Raw genomic sequence first — 16,002 nt, 5'->3', positions numbered from 1 at the left:
GTGGGTGTGTCGTCCATGATGTGGGAATCCTTTCTACCCGGTGACCTTTCCCTGCCGGTTGTCGTGGCCATGTTCATGGTCGTGCTATGTCGGGTCAGTGCTGTTGTCATGATTGCGCCAGGCGTGGGGGAGGTTACATCCCCCATGGTTGTTCGTGCTGGTCTGAGTGTGGTTGTCGCAGCCGCGGTTCTGCCCACGGTGCAGGACCACCTGACCGAAGTCTGCACCGATGCTCTGCACCAGCCCGCTCTGGCTGTGGCCATTGTGGCGGGTGAACTCCTGTGTGGCGCGTTTATTGGCTGGCTGGCACGGCTTGTCGGTATGGCCCTGACAATTGCCATGCAGGTTATTTCCGTGCTGACAGGTCTGGCCAGCGTATTGCAGCCTGATGCCGAACTGGGGGCGTCCAGCACCGCGATCAGTCATATGGCCGCATCGTTCGTGCCTGTTATCTTCCTGACAACCGGGCTGTATGCCCTGCCACTGGCGGCCATTACGGGCTCCTATACCCTGTTTCCACCCGGGCATATGGTCATGCTGGGGGATATGGCCAAAAGTGTTTCCGAGGCAACGGCTCTGGTGTTTGGGCTTGCCATCCAGCTTGCGGCCCCCTTTGTGCTTATTGGCACGCTATGGCCCGCCATGCTGGGGGTTCTCAACCGGCTTTTGCCTGCCATTCAGGTGTATTCTATTGCCATGCCCGCCCAGATTCTGGGTGGGGTGCTCCTTTTGGGCATGCTTATTCAGGTCATGGCCGGGGTATGGCAGGAACGCGCGGGGGATTTGCTGCTCGGCCTGCCTGGGCTTGGTGTGCCCATGCCGCCCCCCACGCCGTAAGGAGGGCAAGCCATGGCGGAGGAAGGGTCAGGCGGGGGCGAACGCTCGCAAGCCCCAACAGAGCACCGGCTGCGGACCGCGCGAGAAGAGGGCAATATTGCCCAGTCGCGTGAAGTGCAGATGCTGGTGTCCTTGGGGTCGTTCCTGATTTTTGCAGTCATGTTCGCAGGGCCAACGGCTCAGCGCTTTGTCGCGCATATGCGTGGTATTATGGAACATGCCGCCACCATTCCGCCGGATATGGGGTCTGTTTACGGCACAGTGTTGCTGGCCGGGCGCGAAGGTCTGCTGCTTGGTGTGCCCTTTGTTATGGTCGGGTTTGTCGTGACGATCGTGTTCGGCCTGTTACAGACGGGGTTTCTGTTCCGGCCGGAGGCTTTGGTGCCTGACCTCATGCGTCTGTCGCCTATGAAGGGCCTCAAGCGTATTTTCGGTGTGACCAATATTGTCGAACTGCTGAAAAGCCTGGTCAAGTTTCTGGTCTTTGGCTTCCTGCTATACGGCGTGGCCAAGGGAACATTGGCTGTGGCCCCAGAGGCCGAGCGTTGGACCGCACAGCGGCTTGTGCGTGAACTGGCATCCTGGTTCGTTTACGCCACACTGGTTATTCTTGCCGTACAGTGCTGCATTGCCGTGCTGGATGATGTGTGGACCCGTTACCACCGGACATCGGGCCTGCGGATGAGCTTTCAGGACCTGAAAGAAGAGTTTCGCCAGACCGAAGGTGACCCCCATGTAAAGGGGCGGCTGCGGCAGTTGCGCCAGCGCCGGGCCCGCCAGCGCATGGTGCAGGATGTTGCCAAGGCCACGGTGGTTGTCACCAACCCGACCCACTATGCCGTCGCCCTGAAGTACGAAACCGGCACCGATGCTGCCCCGCAGATTGTCGCCAAAGGGGTGGATGATATGGCAGCGCGTATTCGTGCTGCGGCGGAAGATGCCCGTGTGCCCATTGTTGCCAATCCCCCGGTTGCGCGGGCGCTTTACACGTTGCCTTTGGAATCAGAAATTCCCCCTGAGTATTTTCAGTCCGTTGCGGCGATCATCGCCTATGTGATGAAGCTGAAAACACCCGGAGCGCGTGCGCCTGGCCGTTGATGGTGGCTGGCAGCGTCTGGCGCTTGCCTGTGCCATCGGGAAAGCTGTTGCCGCAATTTTCCCTATGATTGTCATAGCGACAAAACGGATGGCTGCGGGGTGGGCAGGCAGGTGTCCTGCTTGCCATGCAGTCGGGCTGTGAATCCTGCTGCGGTTTTTGTCTTGTCATAAATGGTGCTGTCGGAGGGGGCGCGGTTTTCGAATCCGCCCCGTCCGTCGCGATTTTTGCGTGGCCCTGATGGTGATGAAAACCCTGCGGTAATAATTTCAGTGTATGATGGTTATCATTGCATACGCCATCAGGGCATAAATGCCATCTAGTTATAGTCTAGGGTTTTTTATGGTTATGCTATGATATAGCCATGATAATGAAGGCCTTATAGCATGGCTATTGGATGCCGGGGTGTGCCTGCGCATGGCGTGATGTGTCGGGAAAGCCTTGCGTTTCCCGGTGTGCGTGTTACTCAGGCCAAGACGTTAAAGGCACAGGTATTAACGCTGTGGATGTGTCTGCCGCCATTTCGTGCCTGAGGAAGGGCATTGGTTTCTGCCACCTGTCTTGATATGGTGCGGGCAGAGTTGTGGGTCTTGACGGCCATGACAAAACCAATGGTCCTTTCCTGCCTGATGGCGGACGGAACAGACAACAGCATACATCAAGGCAGGATGGCTCATGTCAGTTTTCAATGCCCTTTCCACGGCCGTAAGCGGCATCAACTCGCAGTCCACAGCGTTTACGAACCTCAGTAACAACATCGCCAACAGCCAGACCGTTGGCTACAAGGCCAACACCACGGCGTTTCAGGACTATGTGGCAGGCTCCCTGACCGGCACCAATGCTGCGTCGGAAGGTATTTCCCAGTCCACCTCTGCGGTGACAGTCCAGCATGTGGACAAGCAGGGCACGGCGTCCAGCAGCACCAACTCCCTGTCCATGGCGATTTCGGGCAGCGGGCTGTTCAACGTCTCGAAAGAGACCGGGGCGACCACGTCCGGCCAGACGCAGTTTGAAACCCAGCAGTACTATACCCGTAACGGTGAGTTCTATGAGAACAAGTCCGGCTATCTGGTTAACACCAGCGGGTATTATCTGGATGGGTATATGGTCGGCTCCGACGGGAACCTGAGCAACAGCCTGACCCAGATCAATGTTGCTGACGTGGCATTCCGCCCGACCAAGACCACCACGCTGACCCTCAGCGCAGAGGTCGGCAACCTGCCCAGCGACAACTCCTCCTACACGGCGCAGAGCTACACGACCGCCCCTGTCACAACGTATGACTCCAACGCCACAGCCCACAAAGTGGCGCTGAACTGGACGCAGAGCGACACCAACCCGCTGGTCTGGAATGTCAGCGCCTATGATGCTGATGGCACTGGCACCATTGCCTCCAACAGCTATCAGGTCACGTTTGACAGCAGCGGCACTCTGGCTTCGGTCGTTGACAACTCCACCGGCAAGACCATTGGTTCCACGCTGAGCGGCGCATCCGCCACTATCCCGGTGACTGCGACGTATAATGGCGTCCAGCAGAGCATGACCCTGGACCTGGGCACCATTGGCGGCACCAGCGGCACCACCATGGCCACCGCGACCGGCACCAAGAGCGTGACTCAGGCCAATCCGCTGACGGCCAGTGGCACGACGCTGACCATGGACGATACAACGCTCCTGGGCACCACCACGGGTTCCAACCAGACCTATATGACAACGCCGGTGTCTGCCAACGGCACGGAAGTTGCTGCCAAGTGGACGCAGACGGCCTCCTCCCCGCCGACCTGGTCTGTGTCGTTCGTCAACCCGTACGATACCAGCAGCACGTCCTCTGTGTCGTCTGACACGTATAATGTCGTGTTCAACACGGATGGTTCGGTTAAGACCGTTACAGACAGCACCACGGGTGCGTCCACCACTCTGGGCGCGCTGAGTGCGACTATTGGCGGCACGTCCTATACGGCTGATCTTTCCAAGATGACGCTGTCCACGGCATCCAGCCTCAGCACCGATTCCACCTCCCTGACCAGCGATAGCGTTGCGACCGGCAACTTCCAGGGTGTTGAAATTGAAAGCGATGGCTCGATCATGGCCACGTTTGACAATGGTGATACCCAGCTTGTTGCCAAGGTTGCCTTGAGCAACTTTGCCAATGTGAACGGGCTGAACGCGGTTGACGGCCAGGCCTATACCGCGACCGCCAGCTCTGGCACGGCCCAGACGGGTGTTGTGGGTGCAAACGGTACAGGCACGCTGTCTGTCGGGTATGTGGAATCCTCCACAACTGACCTGACAAGCGATCTGTCTGCTCTGATTGTTGCGCAGGAAGCCTATTCGGCCAACACGAAGGTCGTGACAACGGCTGACCAGCTCCTGCAGACCACCATTGCGATGAAGCAGTAAAACCCTGAATACGACCGGCCCGCCCTGTCTGGGGTGGGCCGGTTTTATCAGGTTCTGGCGTTTTTTATCCGGCGCGTACATGCGTGCAGTCTGCTGCTTGCGCATAAGCTCCGGTTGCCTGAAAACGCTCCATTCTCCTGGCAGCAGGTCAATTCGGTTTTTTCTGTCTCCAATCCATGGTTTCTGTGTGTCATGGGGGCAGAGAAGGCATTGAGTCACCTGACGCCAGGAGTTAAAATATCACTTACCACCTTAGAAACCATTCCGGAGCCAGCCAGATATGAGCGAGACCGTAACCGCCTCCCCATCCGGGGGTGCCGGGCAGGAGGCGGGTGCTGAGGCGTCTCGCCAGGCAGAGCAGAAGAAATCCAAATCCAAGCTCAAGCTGATTATCGTGGCGGCCGTTGTCCTGCTTCTGCTGGTTGGGGGCGGGGTCTTCGCCTGGCAGAAGGGGCTTTTCTCGTCCCACAAGGCTGGGAGTGTTGCGAGCAAGGACGGTAAAAGCGTTGCCTCCAACATGCACACCTCCATCATGCTGGGGATACCGACCATCGTTTCCAACCTCGACAGTGGGGATGGCAGGCCGGTGTATGTCAAAATCACCGCCAAGGTGGAAATTGCGGACGCGGTGAACGAGGCCTCGCTGCAGAACCGCATTCCTGAAATTCAGGATATTTTCCAGACCTACCTGCACGAAACCCGGCCCCAGGACATCCGTGGTGACGGTATCTACCGCCTGCGTGAGGCCGTGTTGCGCCGCTTGCGGGCTACTCTGGCGCCCTTGCAGGTTACCAATGTGTATCTGGTCGAATTTCTCGTGCAGTAATTCCAGGCTGGTAACAGCCTGACCACAGACAGCAGTTCCCCCAGTTCAAGCCGCGGCGAAAAGATACCATGCAGGATGTAGACGACACGACAGATGGCACCGAGCCCCAGGGCACGGCTGCGCAGGCGCCTTCTGACGTGCCGCATGAAGGCACGCAGGCCGATGCTGATGCCGAGGAACACCCGGCACCTCCGGCTGATACAGAGGCCCATGTTGGCGTTGAAAGCGAGCATGAGGGAGCCCCTGAGCCTGCCGCGCAGGAAGGGGAGAGCACTGAGCACGATGCGGACCACCACGACCATCAGCCTGAAGACGACGTTGCGCATGAGCACGAAGCCGCTCTGGTGGATGAGGACGAGGCCGAAGACGATGGCCTGGGCAGCCAGCTTCTTGACCAGTCTGAGATAGATAGCCTGCTGGGCAATGCGTTCGGCGGTCTGCCGATCCGCGAAGAAAGCGGGATGGAGCGTGTCATCAAGGCCGGGTTCGTGTCTTACGAACGCCTGCCGATGCTCGAAATCGTCTTCGACCGTCTGGTGCGTATCCTGTCCACAACCCTGCGCAGCTTTACCAACGACAACGTGGAAATCACCATAGAAACCATCCGTTCGATGAGTTTTGGTGACTACATGAACGCCGTGCCGTCTTCCTCCCTGTTTGCGGTCTTCAAGGCCATGCAGTGGGAGAATTATGGCCTTGTGGTTGTTGATTCCTCACTGTCCTATTCCATCATTGATATTCTCATGGGTGGGCCGCGTGGGGCCGGTCATGCCGGTATGGAAGATCGCCCCCATACCGCTATTGAGCGTGCCCTGATTGAAAAGCTGATCACGCTGACCCTGAATGACCTCTCCATTGCGTTCAGCCCGGTCTGCACCATTGATCTGGCGTTTGAGCGGCTGGAAGTCAGTTCGCGCTTTGCAGCAATTGCGCGCGCATCCAATGCCGTGGTGATGAGCCGCTTCCATATTGATATGGAAGATCGGAGCGGCAATCTGGATCTGATCCTGCCGTATGCTACGCTGGAACCCGTGCGCGACCAGTTGTCGCAGCAGTTCATGGGGGAGCGGTTTGGCCGTGACTCCATTTGGGAAGGGCATCTGATTTCAGAAATTCTGGAAACAGACGTGCAGGTTTCCGCCGTTTTTGACGAAAAAACAGTCCCGTTGGGGGATGTGCTGAATATGCGCCCCGGTGCATTACTGACATTTCCCCATCGCAGTGGGACACCAATCCGTGTCAAACTCCAGTGTGGCCAGACCCCGGTGTTCGAAGGGCGTTTTGGAAAGCTGAATGGCAAGGCGGCAGTCAGGATTGAAAAGAAGCTGCTGTCGTCGGAAAGCTCGCTGAAACACGCTGCAACAGCACAGGCTGCCGAACCGGCACCTGAAGCTGAAGCCAAGACATAACGGTGCTTGTGGTCATTCCACTACCGGCCCCTGGCCTTCTGGCCAGACCAGACTGGAGGCAATGAAGAGATGCTGACACAGATCCAACTTATCATCGAGATCGTGCTGTCGTTCTTCCTGCTTATGGGAATAATCTACAGCTTTTATCTTGGCCGTGTGCTGTCCAACCTCAAGCGCGACCGCGAGAGCCTTCTGGGCCTTGTGGAAAAGCTTGAAAACAGCGTGAAGAGCGCTGAAGAGGGCGTAGACAAACTCCGCGTTGCGGGGGAAGTCAGTGGTCGCCCACTCAGCCGTATGCTGGAACAGGCCAAGGTGACAGAAGCAGAACTGGACAGCCTGTCCGGTCGTGCTGATGCCGTTGCCGACCGCTTGCAAGCATTGGTGACGCAGATTCCTCCGCAGGAAAAGCGGCTTGAGGAACTGATTGAACGGGCCAAGGCTGTACCGCTGATGGTTGAGACGCAACTGGCCACAGTCCTGCAGCCTGATGCTGCAAAAGCTGAACAGGCCGCACAGCCAGAGGTGCGGGACGCCAAGCAGGGTGGTGGCGGTGGACAGAACCAGGGTCGCCAGCAGGACGGTACAGGCCGCCGTGCCAAAGGGCGCAATGGTGTGAATGTCCGCTCTGGTGGTTCTCAGCAGCCTTTTGAAAATACCTTCCTGGCGCGGCCGATCCGTTGAGAGTGTTTGATCTGCTTTAATAGTTGCGTCTCAACAAAAAGAATAAAAGTTTTTGGGTGTCGCCTTTTTCCAAAAAGGCGACAGTCTTTAGAACTTACTCAAAAGAAAACCCCAAAATTTTTGGAAATTGTAAGCACAGTGTGGCTTCAAAATAGTCAATACTGCACAGCAATACACTCAGGATAACAGAGACTGAGGTGCTGTAATGAGGCACACTTATGCCGCGCCTTGGCTGCGCCAGATAACGACTGTCAAACTATGTGAGATCAGGCAGAGACGGCGAATAAGGAGCCTGCGTGCCAGAAGAGCGTATCATGACGCGACGCTGCACTCCATGGCGTCATAATACAGCCGAAGTAGTCTCAACTGTGGCGTATAGCCAGGCAGCCTAACCCCTGATCCAACCCTTTACGGAATGTAAGAGTTGGTGGGGGGGATCTTGTTGATCGGCAGGTTCAGCCTCTTGGAGTTCTGATCCTGCGTCAGGCCGGTTGGGCCCTCTGCCACTTCAGGTGCGACATTGGGCATCTGGTCTGGGCGGCCCCAGCAGTCCACACCATTCCAGCTACGGGTGCAGTAGGGCTGGGGCGGTGGTGGGCGCTCAGGGGGGGCGCACCAGTTGTCACCTTCCTGAATGAAACCGGCACTACATTCCCGCCCGGTCATGCGGCTTGCAATGTAATCAGGCGAGCAACCGCCAACTGCGGCCAACACCAGCAACATACTCGCGCGCCTGATCAGCATGGATACTCGTCCCTGTTTTTGACATTGGCCATAATAAGGCATTGCTGCCTGTCGTGCCAGAGTGCTTTGGCGGCCAGCACCCCGAAACGCGCCGATTGGTAACAGTGTTCTGGTGGCTGGGTGGTCAACTGCCAAAGCTCCGGACAAGACCACCCGCCACCATCTGCCAGCCATCCACCATGACAAAGAAGATCAGTTTGAAAGGAAGGGAAATTGTCGCAGGCGGCAGCATCATCATGCCAAGGCTCATCAGCACACTCGATGTGACAATATCGATCACAAGAAAGGGCAGATAGAGCAGAAAGCCCATTTCAAAACCACGGCTCAGTTCCCCGATCATGAAGGCGGGCATGAGCACGCGCCACGGGGTTTCAGCCGGAGTAGGCGGCGGTGGCAGATTGGCCAGATGCAAAAAAGTGGTGATATCGGTCGGGCGCGCATTGGCCAGCATGAAGCCACGGAAAGGCTCGGCGGCAGCTTTAAGTCCGTCAATTTCGCTGATCTGGCCGTTCATCATGGGGGCTACCCCATGGATCCACGATTGTTCCAGTACCGGCTGCATGACAAAAAAGGTCAGAAACAGCCCAAGCCCGATCAGCACAGTATTGGGCGGCGTACCCTGTGCCCCCAACGCGCCGCGTAGCAGCGATAATACGATGATGATCCGGGTAAAAGCCGTGACCATAACCAGCAGGCTGGGGGCCAGCGACAGCAGGGTAATCAGCGCGGTTAACTGGATCAGGCGGCTGGTTGTGCCGGCCTCTCCCCCGCTTTTGCCCAGGTCTATGGACACTGACTGCGCGTGGGCCAGAAAGGGCATGCAGGCCAGCAGGATGCCAACGCCCAGAAGACCGGCCACACACAGGGCTGCCCGTAGGTTGCGCCGTGTTGGAAAGGGAAGTGTCAAGGCGCAGGCTCCACGGGTTCGCGTCGTTCTTCCAGCCAGACAGCCTGGGCAAAGCTGTCTGGGGCAGGGCCGGCACCTGGGGTGCCAGGGGTGTGGGGGGGTATCCAGCCCAGAAAAATATCACTCCCCCCGCCGGTCAGGATCACGCCCTCATAGTCACCGCAGCGGATCAGGCTGATCCGGCGGCGCTGGTCCAGGGACAGTGTTTCCAGCACGGCCAGATGCCGTGTCCGTCGGGTGCGGAGCAGATAGGGCTCCAGATACTTCAGGCCGTAGCGGCACAGCAGGATCAGCGCGATGACAATGACAAACGAGACAAGCCCCGTCAGCCACATGGAAGTCATGGAGCCTGTAGTGTGCGTGAGCACTTCTGCCTGCGGCATGGACGGCCCGTTGGTACCGGACACCGCGTCTGTGTCCTAGCTGGCGGAAGAGGATGAGGAGGACAGGATTTCCGTCATGGTCACGCCAATATGGTTGTCGTCCACCACCACCACCTCGCCACGGGCGATCAAGCGGTTGTTGGCATAAATATCCACGGCTTCACCCAGCTTCTTGTCCAGTTCCACCACTGCGCCGCGGCCCAGCTTGAGCAACTGGCTGACAGGCATGGTTGCCGTGCCGATGACAGCGGTGATCTTGACCGGAATCTCATACACCGCCTCCATCTGGCTTGCGGTGGGGGCGGTGCTGGCCGAGGCCTCGTCCGGGGTTTCGGTCGGGGCTGCCGGGGCTGCGTCGGCAGGGGTGGTGGCAAAATCTTCCAGCCCAATTTCCGTGTTGTTCGTGTTCATGCTTCTCTCCGCCTGGCCTTATGCCTTCCGCTCGGGACCCTTTGTGCGCTGCTCCGCAAGGGCCGTGACAGCGGCAATGATTTTTTCTCCAACAGCTTTACGCCACTGTTCGGAGTCGATGACGATACTGTGCGTGGGCGAAACAATATGCATCAGCCCCTGTCCTGTGTCCTGCCCGGCTTCCACCTGCACATTGCTGTGGCCGCGCAGCAGGGTTTGCAGGCGGGGGGCATCTTCTGGCGCGCATTGTACCGTTATGTCGCCATCACAGGTGGCTACAAAACTGGCGGCTTCGGCTGTCAGGTCGCGTTGCATACCTTCCAGCAGGCTGCCATCCAGTGCGGTCAGGGCGCGTACGACATCGGTCACAGTCAGGACAAACGCATCAGCTGCCTCTTGCAGTCCCTGCGCCCGCCTCTGGCTTTCTGCGGCAAAGGCATCGGCCAGGGCTGTCAGGTCTGCTGCGTGCTGCGTCTGTAAGGCGGCCTCACGCTCCTGTGCCCCTTTTTCAACCCCCTCGTTAAAAGCCGTGTCACGCAGGGTTGCCAGCTCTGCCTCGCTAACCAGCATCTGGTCAGGGGCCAGGCTGTCCTCCTCAGGCTCAGGTTCTGCAACCTGTGCCTGTGCGGGAGGGGGGGCACCAAAATCCTCCATGTCAGGCAGTTCGCGCGGCAGGCGCAGGCCTGCAACGCCTGCCTGAGCGGACAAAGGATCAAGCTGGTCAGCCATTACGGAATGATCTCGTCATTGCCGCCGTTTTCTGCCAGGTCGATTTCACCGGCGTTGGCCATGTTCTTGATGACCGTGACAATCTCAACCTGCGCGGCATCGGCATCCTTGACGCGGACCGGCCCCAGAGCGCGGATTTCTTCAAGCAGAATACTGCCTGCGCGCTTGGACATGCATTGCAGGAACATCTTGCGCACAGTTTCCGACGCGCCTTTGAGGGCAAGCGGCAGCTTTTCGCGGTCCACCTCGGCCACAACACGCATAAGCGCTTCGTGCGGCAGGCGTTTGATGTCCTCGAAGGTGAACATCAGCGCCTTGACCTTTTCCATGTCGTCGTGGTTGCGCTTGTCCATGGAATCCATAAGGCGCGTTTCGGTCTTGCGGTCGAAGTTGTTGAACACTTCTGCCAGCAGTTCGTAACTGTCGCGCTTGGCCGACCGCCCCAGGGTGGAGATAAATTCCGAACGCAGGGTGGCCTCCACGCTGTCCAGCACTTCGCGCTGCACGGTTTCCATGTGCAGGATACGCATCATCACGTCGGTGGCGTAGTCCTCGGGCAGTAGGGCCAGGACACGGGCCGCGTGGGCGGGTTGCAGGCGGGTCAGGATAACAGCGGCTGTCTGCGAGTATTCGTTGCGCAGATAGTTGGCCAGCACGGCTTCCTGCACGTTGCCCAGCTTGTCCCACATGGTTCTGCCAGCCGGACCACGGATTTCGTCCATGATCTTCTCGACCTGATCTTCCGGCAGAGCCTTGCGTAGCAGTTCCTCGGTGGTTTCGTACGTGCCGACCAGACCTTCGGACGATTCGAAATTGCGTGTGAATTCATTGCACACGGCTTCCACGATTTCCGCCTTTACCAGCCCCAGGCCAGCCATGGCGATGGAGATGTCGCGGATTTCGTCCTCATGCAGGAACTTGAGGATCTTGGACGCCTGATCGCGGCCAACAGCAAGCATGAGGATAGCCGCTTTCTGCTTCCCATTAAGGTGCGCAAAGTCAGCGGTGGTAATGACGGACAGCGACATGCCTGCTTATCCTCCTTTGCCGGGGTCGGGCATGTTAAGCCAGTTGCGGATGATAAGCACGGTTTCCTTGGGGCTTTCCTCCATGCGGGCTGCAACCTTGAGGATAGCCGCCGCACGCAGTTTGCCTTCGATCCCTTCGATGCTGACAGTCTCGTCGCCAGCGTTCTCGTCGGCAGTGGCCAGCGCACCAGTGGCACCAGGCCCGCTGGTGATCTGGCCAGCCGCACCAGCCTGACCAATGGCAGTACCGTCGGCCCCGACAGCGGCTGCGGCACCGCCGCCAGCCAGCAGGCCGGGCAGACCACCCCCACGGCGGAGCATGGGCCGCAGTGCGATAAAGATGGCACCAAGGGCAAGGATGATGGGGATAACCCATTCCGCCACGTAAATGAGCGTATCGCGGTTGAAGAGGCTGCTGTTGTCGCCAGCAAAGCCCATGCCGCCATCGGGCATGAAACGCATGGAGACAACGCTGATCTCGTCCCCACGGCTTTTGTCATAGCCAACGGCGGTTTTGGCCAGGGTCGTGATCCGGTCGAGCGATGCCTGGTCAAGCGGCTGCCAGATTTCTTTGCCGTTCTTGTCCTTGGTAACAACGCCATCCACCATGACAGCCAGGCTGATCCGGGCCAGTCGTGGGCGGGTCTGGCTGGTCACACGGACACGCTTGCCGATTTCGTAGTTATCGGTCTCTTCGTCACGGTTGTCGGTCGAGCCGGTTCTGTTGTCCTGATTGGCGTTGGCGTTTGGCAGGTTGTTGGAAACGGAGGTGTTGGGGCTGCTCTCGGTGTTGACGCTCTTGTCCGAGCTTGTCTGCTGCGACCGCAGAACCTGCTGGTTAGGGTCGTAGCTTTCATCCGTTTCGTGAATTTCGTCCGTGCTCATGGTCACAGCGGCGCGGGCGCGGACATGGCCCATGCCCAGCGTGGGCACCAGCATGTCTTCGACAGCCTGCGACAGGCGCTGTTCCTCAGCATGGCGGATCTTGTCCAGGGTGTTTTCCTGGCCTGCCAGACTGTCAGGGTCGCCGGGTTTGACCAGCACATCACCACGGGTATCGATGATCGAGATATTCTGCGGGCGCAGGCCCGGCACGGCTGCGGCTACCAGGTTCTGGATCGCCTGGATGGCATCGGGGGCCAGACGGCCAGCCCGGCCAATATCAAGCACCACACTGGCCTGCGAAGGGCTGGTCTGGGTGGAAAACAGGTCACGGTGGGGCAGCACAAGGTGTACACGCGCATTCCGCACGCCCTGCAACAGGCGGATGGAGCGTTCAAGCTCCCCTTCCATGGCGCGGGTTTCGTTAATGGTCTGCTCAAACTGGGTGCTGGTCAGCGTGCCGCTTTTGTCAAACAGCTCGTAACCGACAGCGCCGCCACTGGGCAGGCCTTCCTTGGCAAGCAGAAGCCTGGCACTGGCCACCTTGTCGCGGGGCACAAAAATGCTGGTGCCTTCGGGGTTGGTGGTTGACGTGATGTGAGCCTTACCCAGGCTCTCGATCATTTCAGAGGCTTCACCAAGGTCGAGGTTGCCGTACAGCAGGGCCATGTCGCCACTGCTGCCGCGAAAGACAAAAACCCCCAGCACTGTCAGAAGAACAGCCGCTGCAACACCGAGTGCGGCCAGTCGCGCACGCCCCAGGCCCTTCAGGCCCGCCAATAAATTTTGCATACGAAGCCGTTACGTTGTCGCGACATGGGAAGGGGGAGCCACGAAATCCTCCGGCCTGTTTAAGCATACTGACACTTGATATCTCTCGCCTTGCCATTGCCGTATCCTTTACGTCAAGGCTGTATGGCGGTGTCTGCCAAGGATATATAACCTAGCGAGCGCGATCAGGAAGGCAAAAAAAACATAAGATATGCCTTGACTATGGCGGATTGGGGGCATGCTGGGCTGCCAGCCGCTGTTTTCCATGTCTGACAAAGGCATGAGTGCTTGAGTGCCGTTTAAAAAAATCTTTGTTTTACAGATGGTTGCTATATCATCTGGTCATATGGCCTTGAGTGTTGGGCACTGTAAGCAGGGGCAGCATTGCAGGACGGAGCAACTGCCATTCACACAGGAAAAAAGAAGCCCGCCAGCGGGTAAGGCGGGCGGGCTGTCATGGCCATCCATGGCCTGTGGTGGAATGGAGAGGGGCTGTACCCAAGGGAAACCCCCAGAGAAGCAGAGTTGAGATTTCTCAGCCCCCGCCCGGCATATTAATTTTACGTTAACGTTACCTGCGGCACAGTATTAGCTGACTGTGGCGACGGTTTTAATGCGGGCGCGGGGGTAGATTTCGCTTTGGGACAGAACGGAGACAGAAGGCCGCACGCGCTCCACGATTGAGCGCATGGAGTCGCGCACGGGGCTGGAGACCACAACCACCGGCACCTCCCCACTGGCCGAGGCGGTATTGAAGGCCTCGCGCAGTTTGCCGACAAAGCGGTTGAGCATGGAGGGCGGCATAGCCAGACGTCGATCTTCGCCCTGCCCAGCCAGATGGGAAATAAAGTCCGACTCCCATTCGGGGGAGAGGGTGATGATGGGAATATACCCAGCCGGGCCAATCAGCGTGTGGCAGATCTGGCGGGACAGGCGGCCGCGCACATGGGCTGTCAGGGCGGGAATGCCACGCAGGTTGAGGCTGCACCCTTCCTGGATACTTTCCAGAATGGTTGGCAGATCGCGGATGGAAACACGCTCGGCCAGCAGGGCCTGGAGCACCCGCTGCACGGTGCTGAGGGGCACCTGCGAAGGGATAAGGTCGTTGACCAGTTTCTGCTGCTCGCGTGGCAGGTCATCCAGCAGGGTCTGGGTGGCAACATAGGTCAGCAGGTCAGGCAGGTTCTGGCGTACGGCCTCGCTCAGATGGGTGACAATCACGCTGGCCGGATCAACCACGGTGCAATGCAGTGCTGTGGCCTTGCTTTTCAGGGACGGGTCAATCCAGACGGCAGGCAGGCCAAAGGCGGGCTCGGTCGTTTTGTCACCCGGCAGGTCGGGTACACCGCCAGAGGGGGTCATGGCCATGAGCTTGCCGGGTTTGACCTCGCCCGAGCCGATCTCGATTTCCTTGAGCTTGATGACGTATTTTTCAGACGGCAGCAGGATGTTGTCCTGAATACGGATCGGCGGGGTAATAAAGCCCATCTCGGTCGCGACAGTCCGGCGGAGCGCCTTGATCTGTTCCGTTAACTGCGGGTTGTCACCACTGATAAGGGGGAACAGGCCAAAGCCCAGTTCCAGCCGCAGCAGGTCAAGGCGCAGCACTTCCGAAATAGGGGCAGCAGCAGGGGGCGCTGCAATTTCTGTTACGTCGCCGTCGGTGCTGGTCGTGGGGGCCTTGTGGCGCAGCCAGGCCCCGGCTCCGGCCAGAACGGAAATAAGCAGAAAGGGCAGGGCAGGCAGGCCGGGCATGACCGCAAACAGGGCGGACAGAATGGCAGCAATGGCCAGCGGCTTGTGGTTGTTCCCAAGCTGGCGGACCAGCGCGATGTCGGCCGAGCCATCGGTCCCGCCCTTGGTGACGACAATACCGGCGGCGGTGGACACCAGCAGGGCCGGTATCTGCGACACAAGGCCGTCACCCACGGTCAGGGTGGTAAAGGTATTGGCGGCTTCGTTCAGCGGCATGCCGTGGCGGAGGATACCAATGGCAAGCCCGCCCACAATGTTGATGGCGGTAATGATGATCCCGGCAATGGCGTCCCCACGGACAAACTTTGCCGCACCGTCCATGGAACCATAAAAGGCGCTTTCGTCCTCCAGTTCCTTACGTTTGAGACGGGCAACACGCTCGTTGATCGCGCCGGAGGACAGGTCGGCGTCGATAGCCATCTGTTTGCCGGGCATCGAGTCGAGGAAGAAGCGTGCCGCTACTTCGGCAATACGCCCCGACCCCTTGGTGATGACCATGAAGTTGACGACCAGCAGAATGGCAAACACGATGCCGCCGATCACGACATCGCCCCCCATCAGAAAGCCGCCAAACGCCGCCACCACATGGCCTGCGGCGTAGGTGCCCTCGTTCCCGTGGCTCAGGATCAGGCGGGTGGTAGCAATTTCCAGCGCCAGACGCAGCAGGGTGGTCAGCAGCAGCAGGGTGGGAAAGGACGTAAAATCCAGCGGTCGTTCCAGGAACAGCGCCACCATGAGCACCAGCACCGAGGAGGTGATGGATAGCGACAGCCCCATGTCCAGGATAAAGGTAGGCAGCGGCAGAATCAGGATGGACAGCACCGCCACGACTGCCAGCGCAAGGCCAACGTCGGTGCCGGGCAGGAAGGATCGCCATGAAATGGCTTTCCACCCGCCACTGCGCAGGGTTCCGGCTGACTGGGACAGCGCACGGGTGGCAGATGTCAGCTTGCTTCGTGCTGCGGCAGTTTTTTCAGCCAGTGCGCCTGTGGGCTTCTTTGCGGACGAGCCATCGGCAGTATTCAAGAACCACGTTTCCTTTTGCACATCTTTTCAACATGGCGGCCAGGGTACACTCAGCGTCATGACAGGGTGTGCGGTCATGTCCAGCCTGCTGACCTTTCGGCGCGGTCGTTTCAGGTG

General features: G+C 58.8%; 14 protein-coding genes. 6 read left to right on the top strand and 8 right to left on the bottom strand.

Annotated features, from left to right (window positions below):
• The first annotated feature begins 15 nt into the window (after positions 1–15).
• The 6 genes from FLP30_RS03240 (at position 16) to FLP30_RS14225 (ending at position 7,249) form a co-directional block, all read left to right on the top strand.
• A complete protein-coding gene (locus FLP30_RS03240; RefSeq protein WP_246856576.1) occupies positions 16–837 on the top strand; it encodes a flagellar biosynthetic protein FliR in 822 nt (273 codons plus the stop codon).
• Between the two features lie 12 nt (positions 838–849).
• Positions 850–1,935 carry an EscU/YscU/HrcU family type III secretion system export apparatus switch protein gene (locus FLP30_RS03235; protein ID WP_149278564.1) on the top strand — a complete coding sequence of 362 codons (1,086 nt, stop codon included), beginning with the start codon at positions 850–852 and terminating at the stop codon, positions 1,933–1,935.
• Between the two features lie 673 nt (positions 1,936–2,608).
• Entirely contained in the window at positions 2,609–4,333 is a 1,725-nt protein-coding gene (locus FLP30_RS03230) for a flagellar hook-basal body complex protein (protein WP_149278563.1), read from the top strand.
• Positions 4,334–4,613: 280 nt separating this feature from the next.
• Positions 4,614–5,159, top strand: coding sequence for a flagellar basal body-associated FliL family protein (locus FLP30_RS03225; protein WP_149278562.1), 546 nt, complete (start codon positions 4,614–4,616; stop codon positions 5,157–5,159).
• 68 nt (positions 5,160–5,227) lie between these two features.
• The gene (gene fliM / locus FLP30_RS03220) at positions 5,228–6,568 is read left to right on the top strand and encodes a flagellar motor switch protein FliM (protein WP_149278561.1); all 1,341 of its coding nucleotides are present in this window, start codon (positions 5,228–5,230) and stop codon (positions 6,566–6,568) included.
• Between the two features lie 69 nt (positions 6,569–6,637).
• Positions 6,638–7,249: a DUF6468 domain-containing protein gene (locus FLP30_RS14225; protein WP_246856575.1), complete on the top strand. Its 612-nt coding sequence runs from the start codon at positions 6,638–6,640 to the stop codon at positions 7,247–7,249.
• Between the two features lie 408 nt (positions 7,250–7,657).
• Here the strand turns inward: FLP30_RS14225 and FLP30_RS03210 are convergent, their stop codons facing one another.
• The 8 genes from FLP30_RS03210 to flhA all read right to left on the bottom strand — a co-directional run bounded on the left by FLP30_RS03210 (position 7,658) and on the right by flhA (position 15,885).
• Positions 7,658–7,993, bottom strand: coding sequence for a hypothetical protein (locus FLP30_RS03210; protein WP_149278560.1), 336 nt, complete (start codon positions 7,991–7,993; stop codon positions 7,658–7,660).
• Positions 7,994–8,117: 124 nt separating this feature from the next.
• Positions 8,118–8,813, bottom strand: coding sequence for a flagellar type III secretion system pore protein FliP (fliP, locus tag FLP30_RS03205; protein WP_149280184.1), 696 nt, complete (start codon positions 8,811–8,813; stop codon positions 8,118–8,120).
• An 83-nt stretch (positions 8,814–8,896) separates the two neighbouring features.
• A complete protein-coding gene (locus FLP30_RS03200; protein WP_210419298.1) occupies positions 8,897–9,307 on the bottom strand; it encodes a FliO/MopB family protein in 411 nt (136 codons plus the stop codon).
• A gap of 12 nt (positions 9,308–9,319) precedes the next feature.
• Positions 9,320–9,694 carry a flagellar motor switch protein FliN gene (fliN, locus tag FLP30_RS03195; protein WP_149278559.1) on the bottom strand — a complete coding sequence of 125 codons (375 nt, stop codon included), beginning with the start codon at positions 9,692–9,694 and terminating at the stop codon, positions 9,320–9,322.
• Positions 9,695–9,712: 18 nt separating this feature from the next.
• Positions 9,713–10,423, bottom strand: coding sequence for a hypothetical protein (locus FLP30_RS03190; protein ID WP_149278558.1), 711 nt, complete (start codon positions 10,421–10,423; stop codon positions 9,713–9,715).
• The gene (gene fliG / locus FLP30_RS03185; protein ID WP_149278557.1) at positions 10,423–11,451 is read right to left on the bottom strand and encodes a flagellar motor switch protein FliG; all 1,029 of its coding nucleotides are present in this window, start codon (positions 11,449–11,451) and stop codon (positions 10,423–10,425) included. Before fliG ends, FLP30_RS03190 begins: the two co-directional genes overlap by 1 nt.
• Positions 11,452–11,457: 6 nt before the next feature.
• Positions 11,458–13,125, bottom strand: a complete 1,668-nt coding sequence (gene fliF / locus FLP30_RS03180) for a flagellar basal-body MS-ring/collar protein FliF (protein WP_149278556.1) — start codon at positions 13,123–13,125, stop codon at positions 11,458–11,460.
• A gap of 567 nt (positions 13,126–13,692) precedes the next feature.
• Positions 13,693–15,885, bottom strand: coding sequence for a flagellar biosynthesis protein FlhA (gene flhA / locus FLP30_RS03175; protein WP_149278555.1), 2,193 nt, complete (start codon positions 15,883–15,885; stop codon positions 13,693–13,695).
• Between the last annotated feature and the right edge of the window lie 117 nt (positions 15,886–16,002).

This window comes from Acetobacter vaccinii (assembly GCF_008365315.1).
Lineage (GTDB): Bacteria > Pseudomonadota > Alphaproteobacteria > Acetobacterales > Acetobacteraceae > Acetobacter > Acetobacter vaccinii.
This window is presented reverse-complemented; position numbering and strand designations above follow the sequence as displayed.

Excerpts from the sequence above, each read along its gene's own strand:
- FLP30_RS03240 (WP_246856576.1), top strand. The coding sequence starts at position 16 with ATGATGTGGGAATCCTTTCTACCCGGTGACCTTTCCCTGCCGGTTGTC.
- FLP30_RS03235 (WP_149278564.1), top strand. The coding sequence starts at position 850 with ATGGCGGAGGAAGGGTCAGGCGGGGGCGAACGCTCGCAAGCCCCAACA.
- FLP30_RS03230 (WP_149278563.1), top strand. The coding sequence starts at position 2,609 with ATGTCAGTTTTCAATGCCCTTTCCACGGCCGTAAGCGGCATCAACTCG.
- FLP30_RS03225 (WP_149278562.1), top strand. The coding sequence starts at position 4,614 with ATGAGCGAGACCGTAACCGCCTCCCCATCCGGGGGTGCCGGGCAGGAG.
- fliM (WP_149278561.1), top strand. The coding sequence starts at position 5,228 with ATGCAGGATGTAGACGACACGACAGATGGCACCGAGCCCCAGGGCACG.
- FLP30_RS14225 (WP_246856575.1), top strand. The coding sequence starts at position 6,638 with ATGCTGACACAGATCCAACTTATCATCGAGATCGTGCTGTCGTTCTTC.
- FLP30_RS03210 (WP_149278560.1), bottom strand. The coding sequence starts at position 7,993 with ATGCTGATCAGGCGCGCGAGTATGTTGCTGGTGTTGGCCGCAGTTGGC.
- fliP (WP_149280184.1), bottom strand. The coding sequence starts at position 8,813 with ATGCCCTTTCTGGCCCACGCGCAGTCAGTGTCCATAGACCTGGGCAAA.
- fliN (WP_149278559.1), bottom strand. The coding sequence starts at position 9,694 with ATGAACACGAACAACACGGAAATTGGGCTGGAAGATTTTGCCACCACC.
- FLP30_RS03190 (WP_149278558.1), bottom strand. The coding sequence starts at position 10,423 with ATGGCTGACCAGCTTGATCCTTTGTCCGCTCAGGCAGGCGTTGCAGGC.
- fliG (WP_149278557.1), bottom strand. The coding sequence starts at position 11,451 with ATGTCGCTGTCCGTCATTACCACCGCTGACTTTGCGCACCTTAATGGG.
- fliF (WP_149278556.1), bottom strand. The coding sequence starts at position 13,125 with ATGCAAAATTTATTGGCGGGCCTGAAGGGCCTGGGGCGTGCGCGACTG.